This is a genomic window from uncultured Sphingomonas sp., assembly GCF_964243315.1.
Taxonomy (GTDB): domain Bacteria; phylum Pseudomonadota; class Alphaproteobacteria; order Sphingomonadales; family Sphingomonadaceae; genus Sphingomonas.
Window position 1 is genome coordinate 1 of record NZ_CAXTEM010000020.1, and the last position, 23,094, is coordinate 23,094.

Annotated in this window: 19 protein-coding genes; 7 read left to right on the forward strand and 12 right to left on the reverse strand. The window is 66.6% G+C overall.

The features are described from left to right. On the forward strand, window positions 1-1,322 hold a 1,322-nt coding region (gene uvrA / locus ACFE77_RS08090), incomplete at its 5' end, for an excinuclease ABC subunit UvrA (RefSeq protein WP_375421123.1). An 8-nt stretch (window positions 1,323-1,330) separates the two neighbouring features. On the opposite strand, the gene ACFE77_RS08095 is transcribed toward uvrA, so the two are convergent. Further along, complete coding sequence (locus tag ACFE77_RS08095) at window positions 1,331-2,698, reverse strand: hypothetical protein (RefSeq protein WP_375421124.1); 1,368 nt, start codon at window positions 2,696-2,698, stop codon at window positions 1,331-1,333. A 251-nt stretch (window positions 2,699-2,949) separates the two neighbouring features. On the opposite strand from ACFE77_RS08095, the gene ACFE77_RS08100 reads away from it, so the two are divergent. Continuing rightward, the gene (locus tag ACFE77_RS08100; protein WP_375421125.1) at window positions 2,950-3,588 is read left to right on the forward strand and encodes an SOS response-associated peptidase family protein; all 639 of its coding nucleotides are present in this window, start codon (window positions 2,950-2,952) and stop codon (window positions 3,586-3,588) included. A 409-nt stretch (window positions 3,589-3,997) separates the two neighbouring features. On the opposite strand, the gene ACFE77_RS08105 is transcribed toward ACFE77_RS08100, so the two are convergent. The 4 genes from ACFE77_RS08105 to ACFE77_RS08120 form a co-directional block, all read right to left on the reverse strand. After that, a complete protein-coding gene (locus ACFE77_RS08105) occupies window positions 3,998-4,297 on the reverse strand; it encodes a BrnA antitoxin family protein (protein ID WP_375421126.1) in 300 nt (99 codons plus the stop codon). Then, window positions 4,257-4,529, reverse strand: a complete 273-nt coding sequence (locus ACFE77_RS08110) for a BrnT family toxin (protein WP_375421127.1) — start codon at window positions 4,527-4,529, stop codon at window positions 4,257-4,259. The genes ACFE77_RS08105 and ACFE77_RS08110 overlap by 41 nt, the downstream gene beginning before the upstream one ends. Window positions 4,530-4,606: 77 nt before the next feature. Continuing rightward, window positions 4,607-5,623 carry an LLM class flavin-dependent oxidoreductase gene (locus ACFE77_RS08115; RefSeq protein ID WP_375421128.1) on the reverse strand — a complete coding sequence of 339 codons (1,017 nt, stop codon included), beginning with the start codon at window positions 5,621-5,623 and terminating at the stop codon, window positions 4,607-4,609. Further along, window positions 5,624-6,529 (reverse strand): RimK family alpha-L-glutamate ligase, encoded by a 906-nt coding sequence (locus ACFE77_RS08120; protein WP_375421129.1) that lies wholly within the window; start codon window positions 6,527-6,529, stop codon window positions 5,624-5,626. 57 nt (window positions 6,530-6,586) lie between these two features. On the opposite strand from ACFE77_RS08120, the gene ACFE77_RS08125 reads away from it, so the two are divergent. The 4 genes from ACFE77_RS08125 to ACFE77_RS08140 are packed head-to-tail and all read left to right on the forward strand — an operon-like array spanning window position 6,587 to window position 12,426. Further along, window positions 6,587-7,699 carry a glycosidase gene (locus tag ACFE77_RS08125; protein ID WP_375421130.1) on the forward strand — a complete coding sequence of 371 codons (1,113 nt, stop codon included), beginning with the start codon at window positions 6,587-6,589 and terminating at the stop codon, window positions 7,697-7,699. Further along, entirely contained in the window at window positions 7,696-9,276 is a 1,581-nt protein-coding gene (locus ACFE77_RS08130; RefSeq protein ID WP_375421131.1) for an alpha-amylase family glycosyl hydrolase, read from the forward strand. The genes ACFE77_RS08125 and ACFE77_RS08130 overlap by 4 nt, the downstream gene beginning before the upstream one ends. Window positions 9,277-9,285: 9 nt before the next feature. Continuing rightward, window positions 9,286-10,296 carry a glycosyltransferase family 4 protein gene (locus tag ACFE77_RS08135; protein WP_375421132.1) on the forward strand — a complete coding sequence of 337 codons (1,011 nt, stop codon included), beginning with the start codon at window positions 9,286-9,288 and terminating at the stop codon, window positions 10,294-10,296. A gap of 27 nt (window positions 10,297-10,323) precedes the next feature. Beyond that, the gene (locus ACFE77_RS08140; RefSeq protein WP_375421133.1) at window positions 10,324-12,426 is read left to right on the forward strand and encodes an ATP-binding protein; all 2,103 of its coding nucleotides are present in this window, start codon (window positions 10,324-10,326) and stop codon (window positions 12,424-12,426) included. 105 nt (window positions 12,427-12,531) lie between these two features. Here the strand turns inward: ACFE77_RS08140 and ACFE77_RS08145 are convergent, their stop codons facing one another. The 4 genes from ACFE77_RS08145 to ACFE77_RS08160 are packed head-to-tail and all read right to left on the reverse strand — an operon-like array spanning window position 12,532 to window position 16,527. Then, window positions 12,532-13,368: an HpcH/HpaI aldolase/citrate lyase family protein gene (locus ACFE77_RS08145; protein WP_375421134.1), complete on the reverse strand. Its 837-nt coding sequence runs from the start codon at window positions 13,366-13,368 to the stop codon at window positions 12,532-12,534. Continuing rightward, window positions 13,365-14,981, reverse strand: coding sequence for a choline dehydrogenase (locus tag ACFE77_RS08150; protein WP_375421135.1), 1,617 nt, complete (start codon window positions 14,979-14,981; stop codon window positions 13,365-13,367). The genes ACFE77_RS08145 and ACFE77_RS08150 overlap by 4 nt, the downstream gene beginning before the upstream one ends. Before the next feature lie 8 nt (window positions 14,982-14,989). Then, a complete protein-coding gene (locus ACFE77_RS08155; RefSeq protein WP_375421136.1) occupies window positions 14,990-15,937 on the reverse strand; it encodes an NADPH:quinone oxidoreductase family protein in 948 nt (315 codons plus the stop codon). An 11-nt stretch (window positions 15,938-15,948) separates the two neighbouring features. Next, window positions 15,949-16,527: a TetR/AcrR family transcriptional regulator gene (locus ACFE77_RS08160; RefSeq protein ID WP_375421137.1), complete on the reverse strand. Its 579-nt coding sequence runs from the start codon at window positions 16,525-16,527 to the stop codon at window positions 15,949-15,951. Between the two features lie 68 nt (window positions 16,528-16,595). Here ACFE77_RS08160 and ACFE77_RS08165 point away from each other — a divergent pair, with 68 nt between their 5' ends. Beyond that, the gene (locus tag ACFE77_RS08165) at window positions 16,596-18,128 is read left to right on the forward strand and encodes an acyl-CoA synthetase (protein ID WP_375421138.1); all 1,533 of its coding nucleotides are present in this window, start codon (window positions 16,596-16,598) and stop codon (window positions 18,126-18,128) included. On the opposite strand, the gene ACFE77_RS08170 is transcribed toward ACFE77_RS08165, so the two are convergent. From ACFE77_RS08170 to glgA, 3 genes are read right to left on the reverse strand one after another with little or no spacing between them, the layout of a single operon-like run. After that, the gene (locus ACFE77_RS08170) at window positions 18,125-19,963 is read right to left on the reverse strand and encodes a glycogen debranching protein (RefSeq protein WP_375421139.1); all 1,839 of its coding nucleotides are present in this window, start codon (window positions 19,961-19,963) and stop codon (window positions 18,125-18,127) included. The two genes, ACFE77_RS08165 and ACFE77_RS08170, sit on opposite strands and share 4 nt — an antisense overlap. Beyond that, the gene (locus ACFE77_RS08175) at window positions 19,960-21,573 is read right to left on the reverse strand and encodes an alpha-D-glucose phosphate-specific phosphoglucomutase (protein WP_375421140.1); all 1,614 of its coding nucleotides are present in this window, start codon (window positions 21,571-21,573) and stop codon (window positions 19,960-19,962) included. The genes ACFE77_RS08170 and ACFE77_RS08175 overlap by 4 nt, the downstream gene beginning before the upstream one ends. Further along, entirely contained in the window at window positions 21,570-23,000 is a 1,431-nt protein-coding gene (glgA, locus tag ACFE77_RS08180; protein WP_375421141.1) for a glycogen synthase GlgA, read from the reverse strand. Before glgA ends, ACFE77_RS08175 begins: the two co-directional genes overlap by 4 nt. Window positions 23,001-23,094: the final 94 nt, after the last annotated feature.

A 23,094-nucleotide genomic window follows, 5' to 3' on the forward strand; every position in this document is an offset into this window, starting at 1 on the left:
ACGTCCTCGACGAACCCTCGATCGGGCTCCACCAGCGCGACAACGACATGCTGCTGAAGACGCTGCGCCGCCTCCGCGATCTCGGCAATACCGTGCTCGTCGTCGAACATGACGAGGACGCGATCCGCACCGCCGACTATATCATCGACATGGGCCCGGGCGCTGGCGTCCGCGGCGGCCAGGTCGTCGCGCAGGGCACGCTGAAGCAGCTCCTGAAGTCGAAGGGCAGCATCACCGCCGATTACCTAAACGGCACCCGCGAGGTGCCCGTCCCGAAGGTTCGCCGCAAGGGCAACGGCAAGAAGCTCACCGTCCACAACGCCACCGCCAACAACCTGACCGGGGTCACCGCCAGCATCCCGCTCGGCACCTTCACCTGCGTCACCGGGGTGTCGGGCAGCGGCAAATCGAGCTTCACGATCGACACGCTCTACGCCGCCGCCGCGCGCGAGCTGAACGGCGCCCGCATCCAGCAGGGCAAGCACGACAAGATCACCGGCCTGCAATATCTCGACAAGGTCATCGACATCGATCAGTCGCCGATCGGCCGCACCCCGCGCAGCAACCCCGCGACCTATACCGGCAGCTTCACCCAGATCCGCGACTGGTTCGCCGGCCTGCCCGAAAGCGCCGCGCGGGGCTACAAGCCCGGCCGCTTCAGCTTCAACGTGAAGGGCGGCCGCTGCGAAGCGTGCCAGGGCGACGGCGTGCTCAAGATCGAGATGCACTTCCTCCCCGACGTCTACGTCACCTGCGACGTCTGCCACGGCGCCCGCTACAACCGCGAGACGCTGGAGGTGAAGTTCAAGGGCCACAGCATCGCCGACGTGCTCGACATGACCGTCGAGGATGCCGCCGAATTCTTCAAGGCGGTCCCCCCGATCCGCGACAAGATGGCGATGCTGGTCGAGGTCGGCCTGGGCTACGTAAAGGTCGGACAGCAGGCGACCACGCTCTCGGGCGGCGAGGCGCAGCGCGTCAAGCTCGCCAAGGAATTCGCCCGCAGAGCCACCGGCAACACGCTGTATATATTGGACGAACCCACCACCGGCCTCCACTTCGAGGACGTCCGCAAGCTCCTCGAAGTCCTCCACGCGCTGGTCGAACAGGGCAACACCGTGGTGGTGATCGAACACAACCTGGACGTCATCAAGACCGCCGACTGGATCCTCGACCTCGGCCCCGAAGGCGGCGTGAAGGGCGGCGAGATCGTCGCCGAGGGCGTGCCGGAAACGGTCGCGAAGGCGAAGGGGAGTTTTACGGGGCGGTACTTGGCGCCGCTGTTGAAGGGCAGGGGGGTGGAGATTGTAGCGGCGGAGTGAACAATTATTCAAACAGTTTCCAAGCTGTCTTTGCCCGGATCAGCTAACTTAGCGGAGACTTTTTCAGTACCGAATGGTACAACACCTAGCAACCTTCGGGGTAATTCGATCTTGAAATCTTTGGAAATGTAGTCCTTCAAGTGATCTCTCAATAACTGCATCTTGAGATCCGTCCTCAATCTATATATGTCTTCATCGTTAATATTGCGATCGAACTCGGCCGCATTTGATATATCTTTGGCTATGATGCTTAACTTGGTTAGGCTTAGTCGCTGATTATTGATGTTGATGATCTCAGAGATAAATACACGTGCGATCTTGTAGCTTGCTGTAACCCTGGCGACAGCGATAGCGACATACGGTAAGCGCGATAGCATGATAGCTTGAATATTTATCTTCGGGTTTTCACTGATGATTATACTCAGGTCAGCCGAGCCACGCACAAGAAGAATAAACATTACCACGATAACTAAAATCGGTAATCCAGCAATTAGTGTATACTGAAATATATTCTTACTGCCTTGATTGACGAAGCCGACGATCTCAGACGGGAATAGATTAATATTTTCTCTTAGACCCTTGAGTTCTAAGGTCGATTTTTGAATGTTCGTTATCAAATTTGATTGGTTATCAGTGAGCGCTAAAGATTTAGCGTCAAGATCCGAGATGCGTGCCTTGTTAGACCTCAAGGTGTCCTCTGCGGCGCTATTCTCAGTGATTAACTGGTTCCGCTTATCGGACAGGTCGTCAATCACCTTTTTCGTTCTGCTCACAGTGGATTTGAGCGCTTGAATTTCCCTATCAATCGCCGCATGGTTTGATTCAGCGGCGTTGGCCGCAAGGGTCTTCCGGCCAGCATCTGCAACAGCGGCATCTGTAATGCCTATGATCTTTGATTTGTAAGACTCCAAATCGGAAAGAACATCTAGGGCATCTGAAATTGCGCCGTCTGGCAAGCCATATACACGAACCGAAATTATCGAGGGATCTGAGAAGAAGGCCGACGGCGGCCTGAATGAAACCTTGCGACATATTCCGTTGATTGTAGCTCGAAAAGTGTTGTTGACAGGCTTGAGCGATAACGATCGCTCATTTCCATTGGCATCCTGCCACTTAAATTCGAACTCATGAAACTCAGTGTACCCGTTAGTTGAAACAGCGATCTCGCTTATCAGAGCTGGATCTATGAACTTATATTCAAACCAGCGATGTCGCCCCTCGATTGGGGCAGATTTTCCCGATTCAGCGATAAGCTGAGTAGTTTTGTTTGTTTGTTTATCAAATAACTCAAATGGAAGCTCGACAATGTGGTCGGAGTCAACCAACTTAATTGCATCGCCCATCTTCTGAACCGTGGTAGGGTCAACCTGTGGCACCGCCGCGTCTCCTCACCTCGATATGCCCGCCTCCGTTTTGTCTTGCAACGAAGATATCAACCTATGGTAGTGCTGCTATGCCATCTTGGAAAGCATCACTGAGAGCTTCGTAAGCAGGTGAGCAGGATCTACTATCTAAATCGTCGAGGATAGGTGACGCTGCTTTTGTTGCTTCCCGCTAGTGGCAGAAGGTGGGTAGCACGAGTGGCTTCTAGGTAGCGTCGGCCACGGAGGCCAATTAACCTCTATCCATGTGCAACGAAGTCGCCCGCCGCATAGCCCTAGGCCAACTCCGCGAGGACTGGTCGCAGCTGAAGATCCCGCTGCTATTCCCCGAGGGGCTGCCGAACCTCGCGCCGCTCGATAGCATCCGCATCACCGACACCACGCTCGTCATCCGCGCCGCCGACCCGCTCGGTGTAAACGAGCCGTCCGCCGAAGCCGTCCAGCGCAGCTGGAGCTGGCCGGGGCAGGGCGGCAAGCCGGTCTACAACTACCGGTCCGACGGCCGCGACCTGCGGACCGGGCGGTGCCTGATCCCGGTCGACGCCTTCTACGAATTCACCACCCCCGTCGCCGAACCCGGCGCGCCCAAGGCGAAGCGCAAGCATAAATGGGCCTTCACCCACGCCACCGACGCGTGGTTCTGCATCGCCGGCCTGTGGCGCAGCGGTGTCGCGGGCAAGGACGGCGCCCCCGTCGATGGGCATGGCGAGGCGTTCACCCTGCTCACCACCGAACCCGGCCCCGATATCGCGCCCTATCATTCGCGGCAGGTCGTCGTGCTCCCCCGCAGCGACTGGACGGCCTGGCTCGACGGATCGGGCGACAGCCGCGCCCTCTGCCGCCCCGCCCCCGCGGGGACGTTCCGGGTCGCCCCAGCAGGGTGAGGGCGCGACCGGGCTGAAGCCGGTGGGTGATCGGCGGCAGGCGCCGTGCGCGGTTCGCGCCACCGACGGTTCGCGGCACCTGCGCCCCGCCACCGCGCGACCCGCGCCACTGGAATGGCTCACGCCGCCCAAACCCTCACGCCACCCGAAGTGCATACGCCACCCGACCGCTCACGCCACTCGGACCCTCACGCCACCCCGGCGAAGGCCGGGGCCCAGTTGGGAGACGATCGTAACGGCGCGATGCCCTCCGTTACCGCCACCTGCGTAACTGGGCCCCGGCCTTCGCCGGGGTGGCGCTTGCGCTGTCCGAGCGCCGCAGTGACGCTGAGATGCGCGCTGCCACGGGAGCGCTGCACCGAACTCGCGCAGGTTGCCGGCAACCGTTTAGTCCCAGCCTCCCCCGATCCTAAAGTCCCACCGCCTTGCGCAGCGCTTCGTTGACGCGGCTCTGCCAACCGGGGCCGCCCTCGCGGAACTTCTCGATCACGTCACCGTCGAGCCGCAGCGTCACCTGCCGCTTCGCCTCGCCGCGCGACGGCGGTCGTCCGCGCACCACCCCGTTAGGTCCGAGATAGCCCGTCGCCGGCCGGATCACCTTACCGGCGATCGAGAACTCTGCGATGTCGAACATTTCGTCGGTCCATTCCGGCGCTTCGTCCGCGGGATCAAGCCAGGCGGTGCCGGAATTTGGTTTGCTCTCGCTCATTGGCCTTCCTCATCGAAATGATCCGTCGTCCGTCATCGGAGTCTGTCCAGATGACCACAACCATGCGGGCTTCCAGCATGCCAATCGTCGAGTATCGCGGCTCGGTATAGGTGAACCGATCATCCTCGAACTCAAACACCGGTCCGGCGAACACGCGGGCCGCATCAGCGAAATCCAGTCCGCGGTCCGCAAGTGTCATTGCGCGTTTCTCAGGATCGAAGCTGACTTCCATCCGTGAACGATACCGCAGCCTCCGATTTATGTAACTACGTAATTACCGAAGTCAACGACGAAAACCTGCACGAACCCTCACGCCGTCCCCATCACCTGCACCGCGAACCGCTCCATTTCCTCGGCCTGCGGGCTCATCTGCAACAGCAGCAGGTCTAACCCCGCGGCCTCATATTCCGCGATCCGCTCGCGCAATTGCTCCGGGGTGCCGACCAGGTTCGGCCGCAGCCCGCGGTTGGAGACCGAATATTCTTGCAGCTTCATCTCGCGTTCCAGCTGCGTGCCCGACAGCCACTGGTCGAAATTGGCATAGCCCGCGGGCAGCTCGGCGACCGTCGTGATCCGCTCCAGCTCGCGCTTCGCCTCCGCCTCGCTGTCGCGGACGATCGCATAGGCCGCCATGCCGAACTGCATCGGCGCGCCCCCCCCGCGCTCGCGGCGCTCGGCCATGTCGGCGATCTTGGGCGCGATCGCCGCGGCGGGGTCGCCGTGCATGACATAGGCGTCGCACTGCGCCGCGATCATCGCCTTGGCCTGCTCGCTCTCGCCGCCCGCATAGACGGTGGGGCGCTTAGCGGGCTTGGGCGAACAGATCGCCTGGTCGGTCTGGTAGAATTGCCCGGTGAAGCTGAACCGTTCCTCGCTCCACAGCCCGTCGACCACGTCGAGCCATTCGCGGGTGCGGGCATAGCGATCGTCATGCTGGTCGAACTGCAGGCCATATTGCTTGGCCTCGTCCGCCCACCACGACGACACGACGTTGAGCGCGAGCCGCCCGCCCGATATCCGGTCGATGTTCGCGGCGGCCTTGGCGAACAGGGCGGGGTGGTGGAAATTGGGCCGCACCGCGACCATCAGCTCGACCGTCTCGGTCACCGCCGCCAGCGCCGCCGCGGTCGACCAGGCGTCGAGCGCGGGCTGTTCGACGCCCTTGATGTCGTTGAGGTTCAATTCGGCGATCAGCGTCAGGTCATAGCCCCAGCGCTCCGCATCCTGCGTCAGCCGCTTGGTATAGTCCCACGTCGCCTCCATCCCCTCGTCGGGCACGTTGCGCAGCCACCCGCCGAACACCGGAGTCCAGTAACCGTACCGCATTCAACGAGCCTTCCCGATGGTGTCGACGAGGAAATCGACGAGCCGGTCATGCGGATCCCACCCCAGTATCTCGAGCGGCCGCGCGACGAAATTGGACAGCGCATTGATGTCGTAGAACCGCGCCACCCCGTCGCGGTCGTCGATCATCACCTCGACCCCGCCGACGTCCATCCCCACCGCCTCGGCGATCCGCTCCGCCGCATCCCGCAGTTCCGCAGCAGGCTCCACCGCCGCCATCGAAATGCCCGACCCCGGCACGACGCAGGCATCCGCCGGGCACAGGTCGAACGCCCCGCCGCCCGCGACGTCGATGGCGTAGAGGAACCGCTTGTCGAGCGTCTCGATCCGCGTGATCGCGCCGCCCCTCACCGGCACATATTCCTGCACCAGCAACACGCCGTCGATGCTCCCCGGCAATCCGCCATCCGCGATCCCGGCGCGCAGCTCGTCCACCGTGTCGAACCGCACGATCCCGGCGCCCGAACCGCCGATGTTCGCCTTCACCACGATCGGAAAGCGCAAGCTCTCCGCCGCACCGAGCACGTCCGCCGCCCGGTGCACCACCCGCGTCTCCGGGATCGCCAGCCCCAGCGAGGCGATCAGCGCCAACTGCCGCGCCTTCGACGCATCGATCGTCATCGCCTCCGCGCCGTTCACCACCCGCGCGCCGAGCCGCCGCCAATGATCGAGCATCGCGATGGTGTGGAAGATCGGATGCTCGTCGGCGCGCAGGAAGCTCGACATCGCGATCCGGTTGAACATCACCGGCGCCGGCGCCCGCGTCGCCGCCGGGTTCCAGTCGCCATCGGGTGCCATCGTCACGAAGTCGACGCCGCGCCGCTCCAATGCGGCGAACAAGGGTGCGAACCACGCGGGATGCTCGTACAGAATGGCAAGATCGGTCATCGCGCCGACATGCGGCAACCACCCCGCGGCGCGCAAGCGGATGATGAACGGAACCCGATGATCGACAAGCTTATCTTCACGCCCGACGACGTCGACCTCGCCCGCTCCCCGCTCCGCCGCGGCATTACCGAGCCGACCTACGTCCTCGGCGCGTTCAACCCCGGCTTCACCCGGCTCGCAAACGGCAACCTGCTGATGATGGTTCGCATCGCCGAGGCGCTGGTGGACCCCGTCCGCGGCGACAGCGTCCATGCGATCCGCTGGACCGCGGCGGGCTACGTCCTCGACCCGCATCCGCTCGCCCAGGTCGACATGACCGACCCGCGCCAATTCCAGATCCGCGGCGGCAACCACCGCGTCCTAGCGCTGACCTCGCTGTCGTGGCTCCTCCCGGTCGAACTCGATCCCACCGGCGAGCGCATCCTCGCAGTCCACTACGATCGCGCGATCGAGCCCGCCGCCAGCTATCAGGATTACGGCGTCGAGGACGCACGGATCAGCCGCATCGGCGACACCTGGTACATGACGACCTGCTCGGTCAGCGCCGAACGCCACTGCACCACGCTCCACACCTCGCGCGACGGCCTCAACTACCGGCTGGAGGGCATCGTCCTCGATCACCAGAACAAGGACATGATCCTGTTCGAAGGGCTGGTCGGCGGCCGCTTCATGGCGCTCACCCGCCCGCTCGGCAAAGTCTATTTCGCCTATTCCGCGGACAGCCCCCATGTCGCCGGCCCCTCCATCAACTACGCCCAATCGCCCGACGCCCTCCACTGGCGCCCGCTGGACACACCCGGCATCCGCCCCCGCAAGGGCTCGACCTCGGCGATGAAGATCGGCGGCGGCACCCAGCCGATCCTCACCGATGCCGGCTGGCTGCTGATCTATCACGGCGTCAAGGCGCGCGAGAGCGTCGGCATCTATCGCAGCTTCTGGGCGCTGCTCGACCGCGACGATCCCTCGCGCATCCTGCGGATCGAGGACACCACGCCCTTGCTCGAAGCCGATCCCGCCCTGACAGCTCCGATCGCGCACCAGATGTACCTGCCGACCCCCGTGGTTTTCACCACCGGGCTGGTCGATGCAGGCGATCACTACGTCGTCGTCAGCGGCGAGGCCGATCTCGCCTGCCGGATCACCCATCTGTCGAAGGACCTGTTCGCATGACCCAGTGGTGGCAGTCCGGCACGATCTACCAGGTCTATCCGCGCTCGTACCAGGACAGCGACGGCGACGGCATCGGCGACCTGAAGGGCATCGAGGCACGGCTCGATCATCTCGTCGCGCTCGGCGTCGATGCGGTGTGGATCTCGCCGATCTTCCCGTCGCCGATGGCCGATTTCGGCTATGATGTCGCCGATTATACCGGCATCGACCCGTGCTTCGGCACGCTCGCCGACTTCGACGACCTGCTCGCCGCCGCGCATGCCCGCGGGCTGAAGCTGCTGCTCGATTTCGTTCCCAACCACAGCTCGAGCGAGCACCCCTGGTTCCAGGCAAGCCGCAGCGCGCGTACCGACCCGAAGCGCGATTGGTACATCTGGCGCGACCCGGCCCCCGGCGGCGGTCCGCCCAACAATTGGCAGAGCTTCTTCGGCGGCAGCGCGTGGGAATATGACGACGCCAGCGGCCAATATTACCTGCACCTGTTCCTGAAGGAGCAGCCCGACCTCAACTGGCGCAACCCAGCGGTGCAAGCGGCGATGCTCGACGCGATGCGCTTCTGGTTTGATCGCGGCGTCGACGGCTTCCGCATCGATGTGCTGTGGCTGGCGATCAAGCATGCCGACTTCCCCGACAATCCGCCGAACCCCGCCTGGCGCGAGGGCATGCAGGACATCGACCGCCTGCTGCCGATGTACTCCGCCGACCAGCCCGAGATCACCAAGGTGGTCACCGCGATGCGCGCGCTCGCCGACGGCTATGATGCGCGGGTGTTGATCGGCGAGATCTACCTGCCGTTCGATCGGCTCGTCACCTATTACGGGCCCGACGGCGGCGGCGTGCATCTGCCCTTCAACTTCGAACTGCTGCAGACGCCCTGGACCGCGCAAGCGATCGCCAAGCTGATCACCGATTACGAAGCCGCGCTGCCCCCCGGCGCCTGGCCCAATTGGGTGCTCGGCAACCACGACAAGCCGCGCATCGCCGCGCGGGTCGGGCAGGCGCAGGCGCGTGTCGCCGCGGTCCTGCTGCTCACCCTGCGCGGCACGCCGACCCTCTACGCCGGCGACGAGATCGGGCTCACCGGCGAGCCGATCCCGCCCGACCGCATCCGCGATCCGCAAGCGCTGCGCGAACCCGGCATCGCCTTCAACCGCGACGAGGTGCGGATGCCAATGCCGTGGAAGGACGGCCCACAGGCGGGCTTCACCACCGGCGAGCCCTGGCTCCCGCTCCAAAGCGACTGGCCCACCCGCAACGTCGCCGCCCAGGCAGCCGATCCGGCGTCGCTGCTCGCGCTGCATCGCGATCTGCTCCACCTCCGCCGCAAGCATGCCGCACTCGCGATCGGGGACATCGCGCTGATCGCGGTGGAGGGCGACGTGCTCGCGTACGAACGGACCTTCGGCGACGAACGCCTGGTCATTGCGCTCAATCTCGGCGCGCTCGACCAGCACGTGACCCTTCCCGAAGGCGAATTGCTGCTGTCGACGTTGAACGAACCCGTGCCCGAATCCGACCGCGGCGGAGAGATCACGCTGGCCTCCGACGAAGCTATCATCCTGCGCGTCAGCCGCTAAGCCCGCCCCATGAAGATCGCGATGCTCGCCCCGATCGCCTGGCGCACCCCGCCGCGGCATTACGGGCCCTGGGAACTCGTCACCAGCCTCCTCACCGAGGCACTCGTCGCGCGCGGCATTGACGTGACGCTGTTCGCCACGCTGGACAGCCGCACGTCGGGCACGCTCGCCGGCGTCGTCCCCGCGCCCTATTCGGAAGATCCGTCGATCGACGCCAAGGTATGGGAGTTTCGCCACCTCGCGCACCTGTTCGATCGCGCCGGCGAGTTCGACCTGATCCACAATCAGGCCGATTTCCCCGCCCACGCCTTTTCCGGGCTGGTCGACACGCCGATGGTGACGACGATCCACGGCTTCTCGTCGGACCGGATCATGCCGATGTACGCGCCGTACCAGCACCGCGTGAACTATGTCGCGATCAGCGACGCCGATCGCGCGCCCGGCCTGCGCTATGCCGCGACCATCCACCACGGCATCGTCCTCGACGATTTCCCCTTCGACGCGGCCGGCAGCGACGACCTGCTCTTCTTCGGCCGGATCCACCCCGACAAGGGCGCGAAGGAGGCGATCGCGGTCGCCCACGCCACCGGCCGGCGACTGCACATGGCGGGCATCGTCCAGGACCAGGGCTATCACGAACGCGAGGTCGCGCCCCATGTCGACGGTCACCGCGTCGTCTATGACGGCCCCGTCGGCGGCGACGCGCGCACCCAAATGCTCGGCAGCGCCGCCGCGCTCCTCCACCTGATCGGTTTCGACGAACCCTTCGGCCTGTCGGTGATCGAGGCGATGGCCTGCGGCACGCCGGTCATCGCGATCGATCGCGGATCGATGCCCGAGCTGATCGACGACGGCGTCACCGGCTTCCTCGTCCGCGATGTCGACGAGGCGATCGCAGCGGTCGCGCGGATCGGGGAAATCGATCGCGCCGCCTGCCGCGCGGCGGTCGCGGCGCGCTTCACGGTCGATCGCATGGCAGACCGCTACATAGCGCTTTACCGCGACATCCTTGGTCGTTAGCCGCGCTCATCAAATGAGGGACGATGCGTGGCGGAGGATGAGGGGACGAGCCACGATGGCGCCGACAGCGTCGGCAGCTGGCTATGGGACATCGTCGGCAACCGCCTGACCGCTGACCCCGCCTGCGCCGAACTCTACGGCTTCGACCTCCAGCTCGCGCGCGCCGGCGCCCCGCTCGAGGTGTTCTTCGCGAAAGTGCATCCCGACGATCTGCCGCGCGTCCGTGAACAGGTCGCGGCCGCGGTCGCTGCAGTCGGCATCTTCGCCGCCGAATACCGGATCGTCGGTGCCGATGGTCGTCCGCACTGGGTCGCCGTGCGCGGCCGCTGCGTCGTAGATGGCGAAGGCAAGCCGGTGCGCATGCCCGGCGTCAGCTACGACATCGACGAACGCCGCGGGCAGGAGGCGCGGCTGTCGGCGCTGGTCGAGCTCCACGACCGGCTGCGGCTGCCTGGCGACCCAGCCGATCTCGCCTACGCATCCTGCGAGATCCTCGGCCTTACCCTCGGCGTCAGCCGCGCTGGCTACGGCACGATCGATCCGGTCGACGAGACGATCCTGATCGAACGCGACTGGAACGCACCAGGCATCACCACGCTCGCCGGCACGCTCCATTTCCGCGATTACGGCTCGTATATCGAAGATCTCAAGCGCGGCGACACCGTCGCGGTCGTCGATGCCTATCGCGATCCCCGCACCAGCGACACCGCCGACGCGCTGAAGGCGATCGCCGCGCAATCCTTCATCAACATGCCGGTCACCGAACAGGTCGGCTTCGTCGCGCTCATCTACGTCAACCACGCCGAAGCGCGCGATTGGACCGCGGCGGAGATCGCGTTCGTCCGTGATGTCGCCGAACGGACCCGCGATGCGGTCGAGCGCCGCCGTGCCGAGATCGAGCTCGCCGCTCTCAACGCGTCGCTCGAACAACAGGTCGAACAGCGTACCCGCGATCTCCTGGTCGCCGAGGATTATCTCCGCCAGGCGCAGAAGATGGAGGCGGTTGGCCAGCTCACCGGCGGCCTCGCGCATGATTTCAACAACTTGCTCACCGGCATCTCCGGTGCGCTGGAGATGATCCAGATCCGCGTCGCGCAAGGACGCTTCAACGAACTCGATCGCTACGCCTCGGCGGCGCAGGGTGCGGCCAAGCGCGCCGCCGCACTCACCCATCGCCTGCTCGCCTTCTCGCGGCGGCAGACGCTTGATCCCAGGCCGACCGACGTTAATCGGCTGGTTCACGGGATCCAGGACCTGATCCAGCGCACTGTCGGCCCCGGCACCAGCATCGAGGTGGTCGGCGCCGCGGGGCTCTGGCCCGCGATGGTCGATCCCAACCAGCTCGAGAACGCGCTGCTCAACCTGTGTATCAACGCGCGCGACGCGATGCCTGATGGCGGGCGGATCACGATCGAGACCGCCAACAAATGGCTCGACGAGCGGGCCGGCCGCGAACGCGATCTGCCGCCCGGCCAATATCTGTCGCTGTGCGTCACCGACACCGGCACCGGCATGCCCCCGGAAGTGCAGGAACGTGCCTTCGACCCGTTCTACACCACCAAGCCGATGGGCGAGGGCACCGGTCTCGGCCTGTCGATGATCTATGGCTTCGCCCGCCAGTCGGGCGGACAGGTGCGGATCTATTCCGAAGTCGGGGAGGGCACGACGATGTGCATCTACCTGCCGCGCCACTACGGCGACGCCGCGTCGGAAACCGGCGCCGCGCTGCTCGCGGCCGTGCCGCAGGACAGCGACGGCAAGACCTGCACCGTGCTGGTCGTCGACGACGAACCGACCATCCGCATGCTCGTGATCGAGGTGCTCGAGGAACTCGGCCACACCGTGCTGGAGGCCGGCGATGGCGCCGCCGCGATGCGCGTGCTCGCGACCGGCGCACGGATCGACCTGCTGGTGACCGATGTCGGCCTGCCCGGCCAGATGAACGGCCGTCAGGTCGCCGACGCCGCGGTTGCGCAGCTACCAGACCTGAAAGTGCTCTTCATCACCGGCTATGCCGAGAACGCGGTGATCGGTAACGGCCAACTCGCGCCCAATATGGCGCTGGTCACCAAACCCTTCGCGATGGACGTCATCGCCGCCCGCATCACCGCGATGCTGCACCGGGGCTAAGGTGCCGAGGTTAGGGTGCCGTGCTCCTGCGCACGCAGGAGCCCAGGGTATCGAACAGTACCGCCGGTGGCTCTGGGCTCCTGCGTGCGCAGGAGCACGGACTCATCAACCTAGACCTACAACCCGCTCCGCCTCCGCTAAATGCAGTCGCTCGACCATCTCCCCATCTAGCCTGATCGCGCCCAAACCAGCATTCGCCGGATCGGCGAACGCCGCGATCACCCGTTCGGCCCAGACGATTTCGGCCGCCGACGGCCCGAACGCCCGGTTCGCCGCGTCGATCTGCGACGGGTGGATCAGCGTCTTGCCGTCGAACCCGAACATCGCGCCCTGATCGCACTCCGCCGCATAGCGCGCCGGATCGTCGATCGCGTTGCACACCCCGTCCAGCGCGACGATGCCGGCCCCGCGCGCCGCGGTGACGATTGCCGCCAGCGCCGGCAGCATCGGTTGCCGATCCGCCCCCGGGCGGCATCGCATGTCCTTGGCGAGGTCGTTGGTCCCCGCGATCAGCAGCTCGGTCCGTGTCGCCCTTGCGGCCGCGACGATCGTCGGCAGCGCCAGCACCGCGGCACAGGTCTCGATCATTGCCCAGATCGGCGGCCCGTCCTCGCCCAGCAGCCCGCGCGCCGCGACCAGATCATCGGCGGAGGAGACCTTCGGCACCACCGCCGCCTCTGCCCGGCTGCCCCGCACCGCCACGGCGTCCGCGACGCTCCACTCGGTGTCGAGCCCGTTGATCCGGATCGCCTGCCGCCGCCCACCGAAGCCCGCCGCCATCGCAGCGACCGCCGCGGCTCGCGCGTCCGGCTTGGCGTTGGGCGCGACCGCGTCCTCCAGGTCGACGATCACGACATCGCACGCCAGCCCGCGCGCCTTGTCGATCGCGCGTGGGTTCGACGCCGGCATGAACAGTGCGCTGCGGCTGCGAAACGCGGTCATTGCGCCGCCCCCGCGAGCGGCGAGCGCCCGGCGATCAGGTCCGCCGCGCGCTCCGCGATCATGATCGTCGGGGCGTTGGTGTTCGAACTCACCAGCGTCGGCATCACCGACGCATCGACCACCCGCAACCCGTCGATCCCGCGGACGCGCAGATCCGCATCGACCACCGCCATCGCGTCGCCCTCCGGACCCATGCGGCAGGTCCCGACCGGGTGGTAGATCGTCTCCGCGGTCCGGCGGATCCACGCGTCGATCTCGTCATCGCTGCGCACCGCATCGCCCGGCGCGAGCTCGACGTCGCGGTACGGCGCCAGCGCCGCTTGCGACACCACGTCGCGCGCGATCTTCACCGACTCACGCAGCACCCGCCGGTCTTCGCGCGTGGCAAGATAATTGGCATGGATCAGCGGATCCGCGAACGGATCGGCCGAGGCCAAGCCGATCCGCCCGCGGCTCTCCGGACGTAGCTGGCAGAGGTGCAGCGAGAATCCGTCCTCGGTCGCCTTCACCTTGGCATGATCCGCCATCAGCGCGACCACCGCATGGATCTGGATGTCGGGCCGCGACAGCCCGGGCCGTGAGGGGATGAACGCGCCGCTTTCCAGGAACTGCTGCCGCCCCAACCCCTTGCCGCTCAGCATATACTGAATCCCGATCGCCAGCTGCCGCAGCCCACGGGTATGCGAGAAGGCGGTCTTCAGCCCACGGCTGCGCCACCGCATCAAGACGTCGAGATGGTCCTGCAGATTTTCGCCCACGCCCGGCAGGTCGTGGACCACCGCGACCCCCGCCTCGCGCAGCCGATCCGCCGGCCCGATCCCCGACACGTGGAGCAGATGCGGCGATTGTACCGCGCCCGCGCACAACAGCACCTCGCGCGTCGCCGCGACGTGGCATGCGTCGCGCCCGGCCACATAGTCCACGCCGGTCGCCCGACGCTGCGCGACGCAGATCTTCGTGATCCGCGCGTCGGTGATGATCGTCAGATTGGCCCGCCCGCGGATCGGCGACAGATACGCCTCCGCCGCGCTCCACCGCCGGCCGTTCGACACGGTAAGGTCGTAGCGCCCGAACCCCTCCTGGCGTTCGCCGTTGAAGTCGTCGGTGGTCGGGTATCCGGCCTGCTCGCCCGCCGCGATCAATGCGTCGTTGAACGGGCTGTCGCTCTCGCCCGCCGAGACATGGACCGGGCCATCTGTGCCGTGGAGCTTCCCGCCGCGGTGATGCCGTTCCAGCTTGCGGAAATAGGGCAGCACGCTGTCCCACGACCAGCCCGGCAGCCCGCGCTGCGCCCATTCGTCGTAATCCTGCGGATTGCCGCGCGCATAGATCATGCCGTTGATCGCGGAACTGCCGCCGAGCCCGCGCCCGCGCGGCCACCACAGCTTGCGGCCGTCAAGATGCGGCTCCGCCTCGGTCCAGAAGCCCCAATTATGCGGCCCCTTCGCTCTGATGAGATTGCCCACCGCCGCGGGCATCCGAACCAGCATCTTGTCGTTGCGCCCGCCCGCCTCCAGCAGCGCGACGCTGACCGCGGGATCTTCGGACAGCCGCGCGGCGAGCGCACAGCCTGCGGAGCCGCCGCCGACGACGACATAGTCATACGCGTCCATCTTCTCTCCTAAACCTTGATGACCAGCTTGCCGACCAGATCGCTCGTGGCCATCGCCATGAACGCCGCTCGCCAGTCCGCCAGTTCGTATGTCTTGTGGACGCGGGGCCGCAGTTGTCCTGCCGCTGCCATCGACCAGATCGCATCGAGGTTCTCCGCGCCGAGCACCGGAAACCGCCGCCCATATTCGCCCGCGCGCACGCCGATCACCGAGAACCCCTTGATCAACGGCAGGTTGGTCGCGACCGTCGCGAACCTGCCGGAGGTGAAGCCGACCACCAGCAACCGCCCTCCGAACGCGATCGCGCGCACGCTCTCGTCGAACACGTCGCCGCCGACCGGATCGACGATCACGTCCGCCCCGCCGCCGGTGATCTCCTTCACCGCCTCGCGGAACCCGGTCGCGGGCAGCGTCGCGTCGGGCGCATGATCGCGCGCGACGATCGCAAGCTTCTCCGCGGAGCGCGATGTCGCGATCACCCGCGCACCCAGCGCCTTGGCCAGATCCACCGCCGCCAGCCCGACCCCGCCCGTCGCGCCGTGGACCAACACCCACTCGCCGGCCTGCACCCGCGCCAGCCTAACCAGCGACACATAGGCGGTCAGATACGCCGTGCCGATCGACGCGGCGGTCGCGAAGTCCATCCTCGCCGGCACCCGCCGCGCCGCCGCGGCGCTGCACGCCACCAGTTCGGCGAAGCTGCCGATGCGGGTCCCGCACACCACCCGGTCGCCCGCGACGAAATTGCCGGCACTCTCGATCACCTCGCCCGCCATCTCCATGCCGGGCACGAAGGGCAAAGGCGGCTTCAGCTGATACCCCCCGCGGGTCATCAGCAAATCCGGATAGTTGAGCGACGCGGCGCGGACCCGCACCAGCAGCTCGCCGGTACGCCGCACCGGCTCGGGCACCTCGGCCAGCGCGCAGCCCGACAGATCGTCCGACAGGGTCGTCACCAGCAGCGCCTTCATGCGGCGGGCGGATAGCAGAGGATGGCGACCAGATCCTCGAACAGCCGGTCCATGTCGAGGTGCGGCGCATGGACCTTGCTCAGCCCCAGCGTGATCAGCGCGTAACCCCGCACCCCCGCATCATGCGGCGACAGGCCGTTGGCGATCAGGCACTCGGTAAGAAAACCCAGCACGATGTCGTCATGCCGTTCCACCGCCGCCAGCGCGCGCGGATCGCTCTCCGCCCAGGCCCGCATCGCGATCGACAGCCGCGACATGCCGCGCCGGCGCACGATCTGCGCCAGCAGCCGGATCCGCGCGACCGGCTCGCGCTCGGTCCGGTTGATCGCGTCGATTACCGCGGTGATCTGCGCGTCCGCGAAATAGGTCGCGAGCCGTCCCTGATAGCTGTCGAAATCGGGAAAATGGTGGTAGAAGCTTCCGGTCGACACCCGCAGCTCGTCGGCGAGCGGCCGCAGCTTCAGCGCCTTCAACCCGCCGCGCCGCAGCAGCGATTGCCCCGCCTCCAGCCAGTCGCGCTGGGTCAGGTCCGCCGATCGCGTGGGTCCTTCCGCTCCGTTCCCCGCGCTTGACAAGCCTGTGACCATAACGAATGTTATGCCGGAAACGAGCGGCGGTAAAGCCGCCGTCGGGAGAGAGCGGCATGCATCCGGTACGTCACGCGGCGACCCATCCCGACAAGCCCGCCTACATCATGGCCGCGACCGGTGAGACCGTGACCTATCGCGAGCTCGACCGCCGTGCCGATCGTGGCGCGCACCTGCTCCGCTCGCTGGGCCTCGCGCGCGGCGACGGCGTCGCGATCATGATGGACAATTCGGCCCGCTATCTCGAGATCCTCTGGGCGGCCGAGCGCACCGGGGTCTATTGCACCTGTTTGTCCTCGAAACTCAGCGTCGCCGAGGCCGAATACATCATCCGCGACGGCGACTGCCGCGTCCTGATCGCCAGCACCGGCATCGGCGACTGCGCCGCGCTGCTCGTCCCGCGGCTTGCCGACATCGCGCTGTTGATGTGCGACGGCACGATCCCCGGCTATCGCAGCTACGAAGCCGCGCGCGATGCGATGCCCGACACGCGGTTTCCCGATCCGACCCCCGGATCGATCATGCTCTATTCCTCGGGCACCACTGGCAAGCCGAAGGGCGTCAAGCACGCGCTCCCCGTCGAGCCGTTCGGCACCAACGTCTCGCCGCTCGTGATGCTCGGTAAGGCGCTCTACGCCTTCGACGCCGACATGATCTACCTCTCGCCGGCACCCCTCTACCACGCCGCGCCGCTGCGCTGGTCGATGGCGGTGCACCAGATCGGCGGCACCGTCGTGGTGATGGAGCATTTCGACCCCGAACAGGCGCTCGCCTGCATCGAACGCTACCGGATCACGCATGCGCAGTGGGTGCCGACCCACTTCATCCGCATGCTGAAGCTCCCCGCCGAGACCCGCGCACGCTACGACATGTCGTCGCTCCGCGCGGTCTGGCACGCCGCCGCGCCGTGCCCGATCCCGATCAAGCAGGCGATGATCGACTGGTGGGGTCCGATCGTCGGCGAATATTATGCGGGCACCGAGGGCAACGGCTTCTGCGCGATCTCTGCCCAGGAATGGCTGACGCATCGCGGCTCGGTCGGCCGCAACCTGACCGCGCAGACCAGGATCTGCGACGACGACGGCCAGGAACTGCCGCCCCGCACCGAAGGCACCGTGTTCTTCGCGGGCGGGGGCGTGTTCGAATATCACAAGGATCCCGCCAAGACCGCTGAAGCCGCTAACGCCCATGGCTGGACGACGCTCGGCGATGTCGGCTGGGTCGACGAGGACGGCTATCTCTACCTCACCGACCGCAAGAGCTTCATGATCATCTCGGGCGGGGTCAACATCTACCCCGCCGAGATCGAGAATTTGCTGGTCACCCACCCGGAGGTCGCCGACGTCGCGGTGATCGGCGCGCCGCACGACGAGATGGGCGAGGAGGTCGTCGCGATCGTCCAGCCGCGCGATCCGTCCCAGGCCGGCAAAGCGCTCGCCGCCGACCTGATCGCCTTCGCCCGCGGCAACCTCAGCCACGTAAAGGCGCCACGCCGCATCGACTTCCGCGATGCACTGCCCCGCCACGAGACCGGCAAGCTCTACAAGCGCCTGCTACGCGACGAATACTGGGCCAAGGCCGTTACCTAGCGAGGCTCGATCGCGACCCGCGTCGCGGTACGATCGACGATGATGCGTCCGCGGGGCAGGCGCACCTCGAACCCCGATGCGCCTGCCCAGTCGTCCGACGTCATCGTCCGGCCATCCAGCGTGAGCCAGTCCGCCGCGGGAAATTCTACCGCATCCAGACCCGCATCGCAGCGCAGTCGCGCGAGATCCGCGACGTGATCCTCCAGCGCCACATCCCGCGCCACCCAGTCGATCCAGCCGATCGCATTATCCTGCGCATAGGCGTTGTTGTTGCCGCCTTGGCTCCGCCCGAACTCGTCGCCCGCGGTCAGCATGATCGTGCCGGTCGACGCGAACAACGTGCCGAGCAGCGCGCGTCGATCGCGGTCGCGCCGCGCCAGGATCGCGGGGTCGTCGGTCGGCCCTTCGACACCGCCGTTCCAGGACTGGTTGTCGCCGTGCCCGTCGCGATTGTCCTCGCCATTGGCATGGTTGTGTCGCCCTTCGTACGCGACGGTGTCGGCGAGCGTGAAACCGTCATGCGCCGCGACGAAGTTGATCGTCCGCGTCGCCCCGCCGCCGAACACGTCGGACGATCCCGCCAGCCGCGTCGCCAGCGCGCCGGCGGATCCGTCGCCCCGCCAGAACCGGCGCACGTCGTCGCGGTAGTGGTCGTTCCATTCCAGCCAGCCTTCGGGGAAGTTGCCGAGCTGATAGCCCCCCGGCCCAATGTCCCACGGCTCCGCGATCATCACCCGCGTAGACAGCAACGGATCGGCCGCGATCTCGGCGAAGATCGGCGCGTCGCGATCGAACCCCGGCCCCCGCGCCAGGATCGGCGCCAGGTCGAACCGGAAGCCGTCGACCCCGATCGCCGCGAAGTGACGCAGGCTGTCGAGGATCAGCGCGCGAACCTCGGGCCTGCTGCAATCCAGCGTGTTGCCGGTGCCGGTGTCGTTGATCAGCGTCCCATCGGGCGCGTGCGCATAATAGAGCGCCTCGTCCAACCCGCGCATCGACAGCGTCGGCCCATCCCGGTCGCTCTCGCCGGTATGATTGAACACGAGGTCGAGGATCACGCCGATGCCCGCCTCGCGCAACGCCGCCACCGTCTCGCGCAGTTCGGCGGCCCCGCCGGGCGCGAGCCGCGGGTCCAGCGCCATCGGCACGACCGGATTATAGCCCCAGGCGTTGCTCAGTCCGAGCGCGGGCAGGTGACGCTCGTCGATCCACGCGACGATCGGCATCAATTCGACCGCCGCCACCCGCAGCTTGCGCAGATGCGCGATGACCGTGGGGTGGGCCAGCGCCGCGATCGTGCCGCGCTGTGCTGCGGGGACGTCGGGGTGCAGCATCGTGAACCCGCGCACGTTCAGTTCGTAGACGAGCCCGCCGGGTCGAAAGAGGGGAGGGGCTGCCCCCCATCCGCTTCCCTCGCCACCCCGGCGAAGGCCGGGGCCCAGGTCGACAGGTTCCAGCGGTCCATCGCTGACGTCTCCCAACTGGGCCCCGGCCTTCGCCGGGGAACGAGGCTGAACGATCGCCCTCGGCACGAGGTGCGCCGTCTCCACACCCGGTGCGCCTAACGCCGGATCATACCGAAAAGCCCGGTCCAGCTCGACAGCATAGGGATCGACCAGCAACTTCGCCGGATCAGCCGCCGCCCGGAACCCGTAACGCTGCCCGGCCCCGACCCCCGCAACCTCCACCGACCAGATCCCGTCGGCCCCCGCCATCGCCACCCGCCGCTCGACCTCGCCATCGAACAGGCACAAAGTCACCGGCCCCGCCGCTCGCACCGCGTACCGGGTGCCGTCATCGATCACCGTCGCGCCGAGCGGCGCGGTCGATGTCACGTGATGACGTCCGGCGCCGTGCGCCCGGTGTGGCGGACGATGCCCGCGATCTCGTCCGCCGCAGCGACGATCGTCGCAAGCATCTCGCCGGTATCGCGGTCGAGGTCTTCCGCGTCGTACCGCTCCAGATACACCCGCAGCGTCGCGCCGCTGGTGCCCGTTCCCGACAGGCGGAATACGACACGGCTGCCGCCCTCGAACAACACCCGCACGCCCTGGTTGGCGCTGACCGATCCGTCAGTGGAGTCATGATACGCGAAATCGTCAGCTCGTTCGACGACGAGATTGCCGAACCGCTTGCCGGGCAGCGTCGCCAGCGACCCGCGTAGTTCCGCCATCAGCGCATCCGCCCGCTCGCTCTCCACACCTTCATAATCGTGCCGCGCATAGTAATTGCGGCCATAGGTTGCCCAGTGATCGCGCGCGATCGCATCGACCGATTGGCCGCGAACCGCGAGGATGTTGAGCCACAACAGGATCGCCCACAGCCCGTCCTTCTCGCGGACGTGATCGGAACCGGTCCCCGCGCTCTCCTCGCCGCAGATCGTCGCCAGACCGGCATCGAGCAGATTGCCGAAGAACTTCCATCCCGTCGGTGTCTCGAACGCCGCGATGCCGAGCTTCGCCGCAACCCGATCCGCCGCCGCGCTGGTTGGCATCGACCGCGCGATCCCCTTCAACCCGTCCCTATAGCCGGGCGCGAGGTGCGCATTGGCCGCGAGCATCGCCAGGCTGTCCGACGGCGTCACGAACCGCCCCTTGCCGATGATCAGGTTGCGGTCGCCGTCGCCGTCCGACGCCGCACCGAAATCGGGCGCGTCGGGGGCCATCATCGTCGCGTACAGCTCGTGCGCATGGACGAGGTTGGGGTCCGGATGATGCCCGCCGAAATCCTCCAGCGGCGTGCCGTTGCGCACAGTTCCCGCGGGAAAGCCGAGCCGCCGTTCCAGGATCTCGGTCGCATAAGGCCCCGTCACCGCGCTCATCGCATCGAACGCCATGGTCAGGCCGGATCCGCGGATCGCCGCGAAGTCGAACAGCTTTTCCATCAGCGCTGCGTAATCCGCGACTGGATCGACGATCTCGACCACCATGTCGCCGACCTTGGTCTCGCCGTCGCCGTCCAGGTCGATGGCAGGCCCTTCGATCGTCCGCCATTCGTCGATCGTGCGGCTGCGCTGGTAGATCGCCTCGGTGATCGCCTCGGGCGCAGGGCCACCATTCTCGATATTGTACTTGATCCCGAAATCCTCGTCGGGTCCGCCGGGATTGTGGCTCGCCGACAGCACCAGCCCGCCGATCGCGCCGCGGATACGGATCATGTTGCTTGCCGCCGGGGTCGACAGGATGCCGCCACGCCCGACCACGACCCGCGCGAAGCCGTTCGCCGCGGCCATCCGGATCGCCTTCTGGATGACCTCACGGTTTAGGAACCGGCCGTCGCCGCCGATCACCAGCGTCGCGCCGTCCTTGCCGTCGATCGCGTCGAACACCGACTGGATGAAATTCTCCGCATAGTTCGGCTGCTGGAAGACGCGGACCTTCTTGCGCAGGCCCGAGGTGCCGGGCTTCTGGTCGTCGAAAGGGCTGGTCTGCACGGTCGTGATCATGATTGTCCTTCGAGACTTGCGTAGAGGTCGGCGTAGCGGCGGCCGCTTTGCCGCCAGGAAAAGTCCGCGCGCATGCCGTTCTGCTGCAACGCGGACCAGATCGCCGGATCGGCATAGGCGTCGATCGCGCGACGGATTGCGTGCGACAGGCTTTGATAGCCCGCCTCGCCCAGTTGGAACCCGGTCGCGACACCCGCGGCCAGTGCGGCTTCGTTGGCGTCGATGACGGTGTCGGCAAGCCCGCCGGTCCGCGCCACCACGGGGACGCAACCATAAGCGAGCCCGTAAAGCTGGGTGAGCCCGCACGGCTCGAACCGCGAGGGGATCAGGATCGCGTCGGCACCGCCCTGCAGCAGATGCGACAGAGCCTCGTCATAGCCGATCGTCACGCCGATCCGCCCCGGATGCCGCGCCGCCGCGGCGAGGAACGCCTGCTCCAGCGCCGCATCGCTCGATCCCAGCAACGCCAGCCGCCCGCCAAGCGCGACCAGATCGTCGAGGCATTCGACGAGCACGTCCATGCCCTTCTGCCAGGTAAGCCGGCTGACCACCGTGAAAATCGGCCCGTCGCCGCTGTCCAGCGCGAACATCTTCTCGACCGCGCGCTTGTTCACCGTGCGGCCCGCCAGCGTCGTCGCCGAATAGCACCGCGGCAGCGCGGCGTCGGTCTGCGGGTTCCAGACTGCCGGATCGATCCCGTTGACGATCCCGGTCACCCGCGCACGGCGGACGTTGATCAATCCCTCGAGCCCCATGCCGAACCGGCCTTCGCGAATCTCGGCTGCGTAGGTCGGGCTGACCGTGGTGATCGCGTCGGCGGCCTCAAGTCCCGCCTTCAGAAAGCCGACGCCGCCATAGTACTCGACCCCGTCGACCGCCCATGCCTCTGCCGGCAAGCCAAGCCCGGCGAATACGGCGGCATCGAAACGACCCTGAAATGCGATGTTGTGCACCGTCATGACGGTCCGGGCGCGCGTGCCCGGACCCGGCGCGTAGCGGAGATACGCGGGTGCCATCGCCGCCTGCCAGTCATGCGCGTGAAGGATGTCGAACGCCCGACCCTTCACCACGCCCGATGCCAGATCGGCGGCGGCGCGGCCCAGCGCGGCGAACCGGCGCCAGTCGTCCGCATGGTCGTAAAGCCCGCCGATCCGCGCGAACAGCAGCGGCGCATCGAGCATCAGCAGCGGATGCCCCGCGATCGTCCCCGCCAGCAGCCTTGCCTCTGCGCCCATCAGGTCGCGCCAGCGATGTACGACCTTCGCGCCCTTCGTCAGGTCGGCAAGTGCCGGATAGGCGGGCAGCAACGTCGTCGTCTCGACGCCATGCTCCGCCAACGCCGCCGGCAGTGCGCCGACGACGTCCGCAAGGCCACCGGTCTTCACGAGCGGAAACGCCTCCGACGCGACCGACAGGACGCGGGTCATACCTTCGTTGCTCCGTCATCACCCGTGTTCCTGCGAACGCAGGAACCCAGAGCCACGAACGCCCACGCCCGCAACCCTGGGCGCCTGCGTTCGC

Bases quoted from the DNA above. Each gene is read 5' to 3' on its own strand.
- ACFE77_RS08100 (WP_375421125.1), top strand. From the start codon at position 2,950: ATGTGCAACGAAGTCGCCCGCCGCATAGCCCTAGGCCAACTCCGCGAG.
- ACFE77_RS08105 (WP_375421126.1), bottom strand. From the start codon at position 4,297: ATGAGCGAGAGCAAACCAAATTCCGGCACCGCCTGGCTTGATCCCGCG.
- ACFE77_RS08110 (WP_375421127.1), bottom strand. From the start codon at position 4,529: ATGGAAGTCAGCTTCGATCCTGAGAAACGCGCAATGACACTTGCGGAC.
- ACFE77_RS08115 (WP_375421128.1), bottom strand. From the start codon at position 5,623: ATGCGGTACGGTTACTGGACTCCGGTGTTCGGCGGGTGGCTGCGCAAC.
- ACFE77_RS08120 (WP_375421129.1), bottom strand. From the start codon at position 6,529: ATGACCGATCTTGCCATTCTGTACGAGCATCCCGCGTGGTTCGCACCC.
- ACFE77_RS08125 (WP_375421130.1), top strand. From the start codon at position 6,587: ATGATCGACAAGCTTATCTTCACGCCCGACGACGTCGACCTCGCCCGC.
- ACFE77_RS08130 (WP_375421131.1), top strand. From the start codon at position 7,696: ATGACCCAGTGGTGGCAGTCCGGCACGATCTACCAGGTCTATCCGCGC.
- ACFE77_RS08135 (WP_375421132.1), top strand. From the start codon at position 9,286: ATGAAGATCGCGATGCTCGCCCCGATCGCCTGGCGCACCCCGCCGCGG.
- ACFE77_RS08145 (WP_375421134.1), bottom strand. From the start codon at position 13,368: ATGACCGCGTTTCGCAGCCGCAGCGCACTGTTCATGCCGGCGTCGAAC.
- ACFE77_RS08150 (WP_375421135.1), bottom strand. From the start codon at position 14,981: ATGGACGCGTATGACTATGTCGTCGTCGGCGGCGGCTCCGCAGGCTGT.
- ACFE77_RS08165 (WP_375421138.1), top strand. From the start codon at position 16,596: ATGCATCCGGTACGTCACGCGGCGACCCATCCCGACAAGCCCGCCTAC.
- ACFE77_RS08175 (WP_375421140.1), bottom strand. From the start codon at position 21,573: ATGATCACGACCGTGCAGACCAGCCCTTTCGACGACCAGAAGCCCGGC.
- glgA (WP_375421141.1), bottom strand. From the start codon at position 23,000: ATGACCCGCGTCCTGTCGGTCGCGTCGGAGGCGTTTCCGCTCGTGAAG.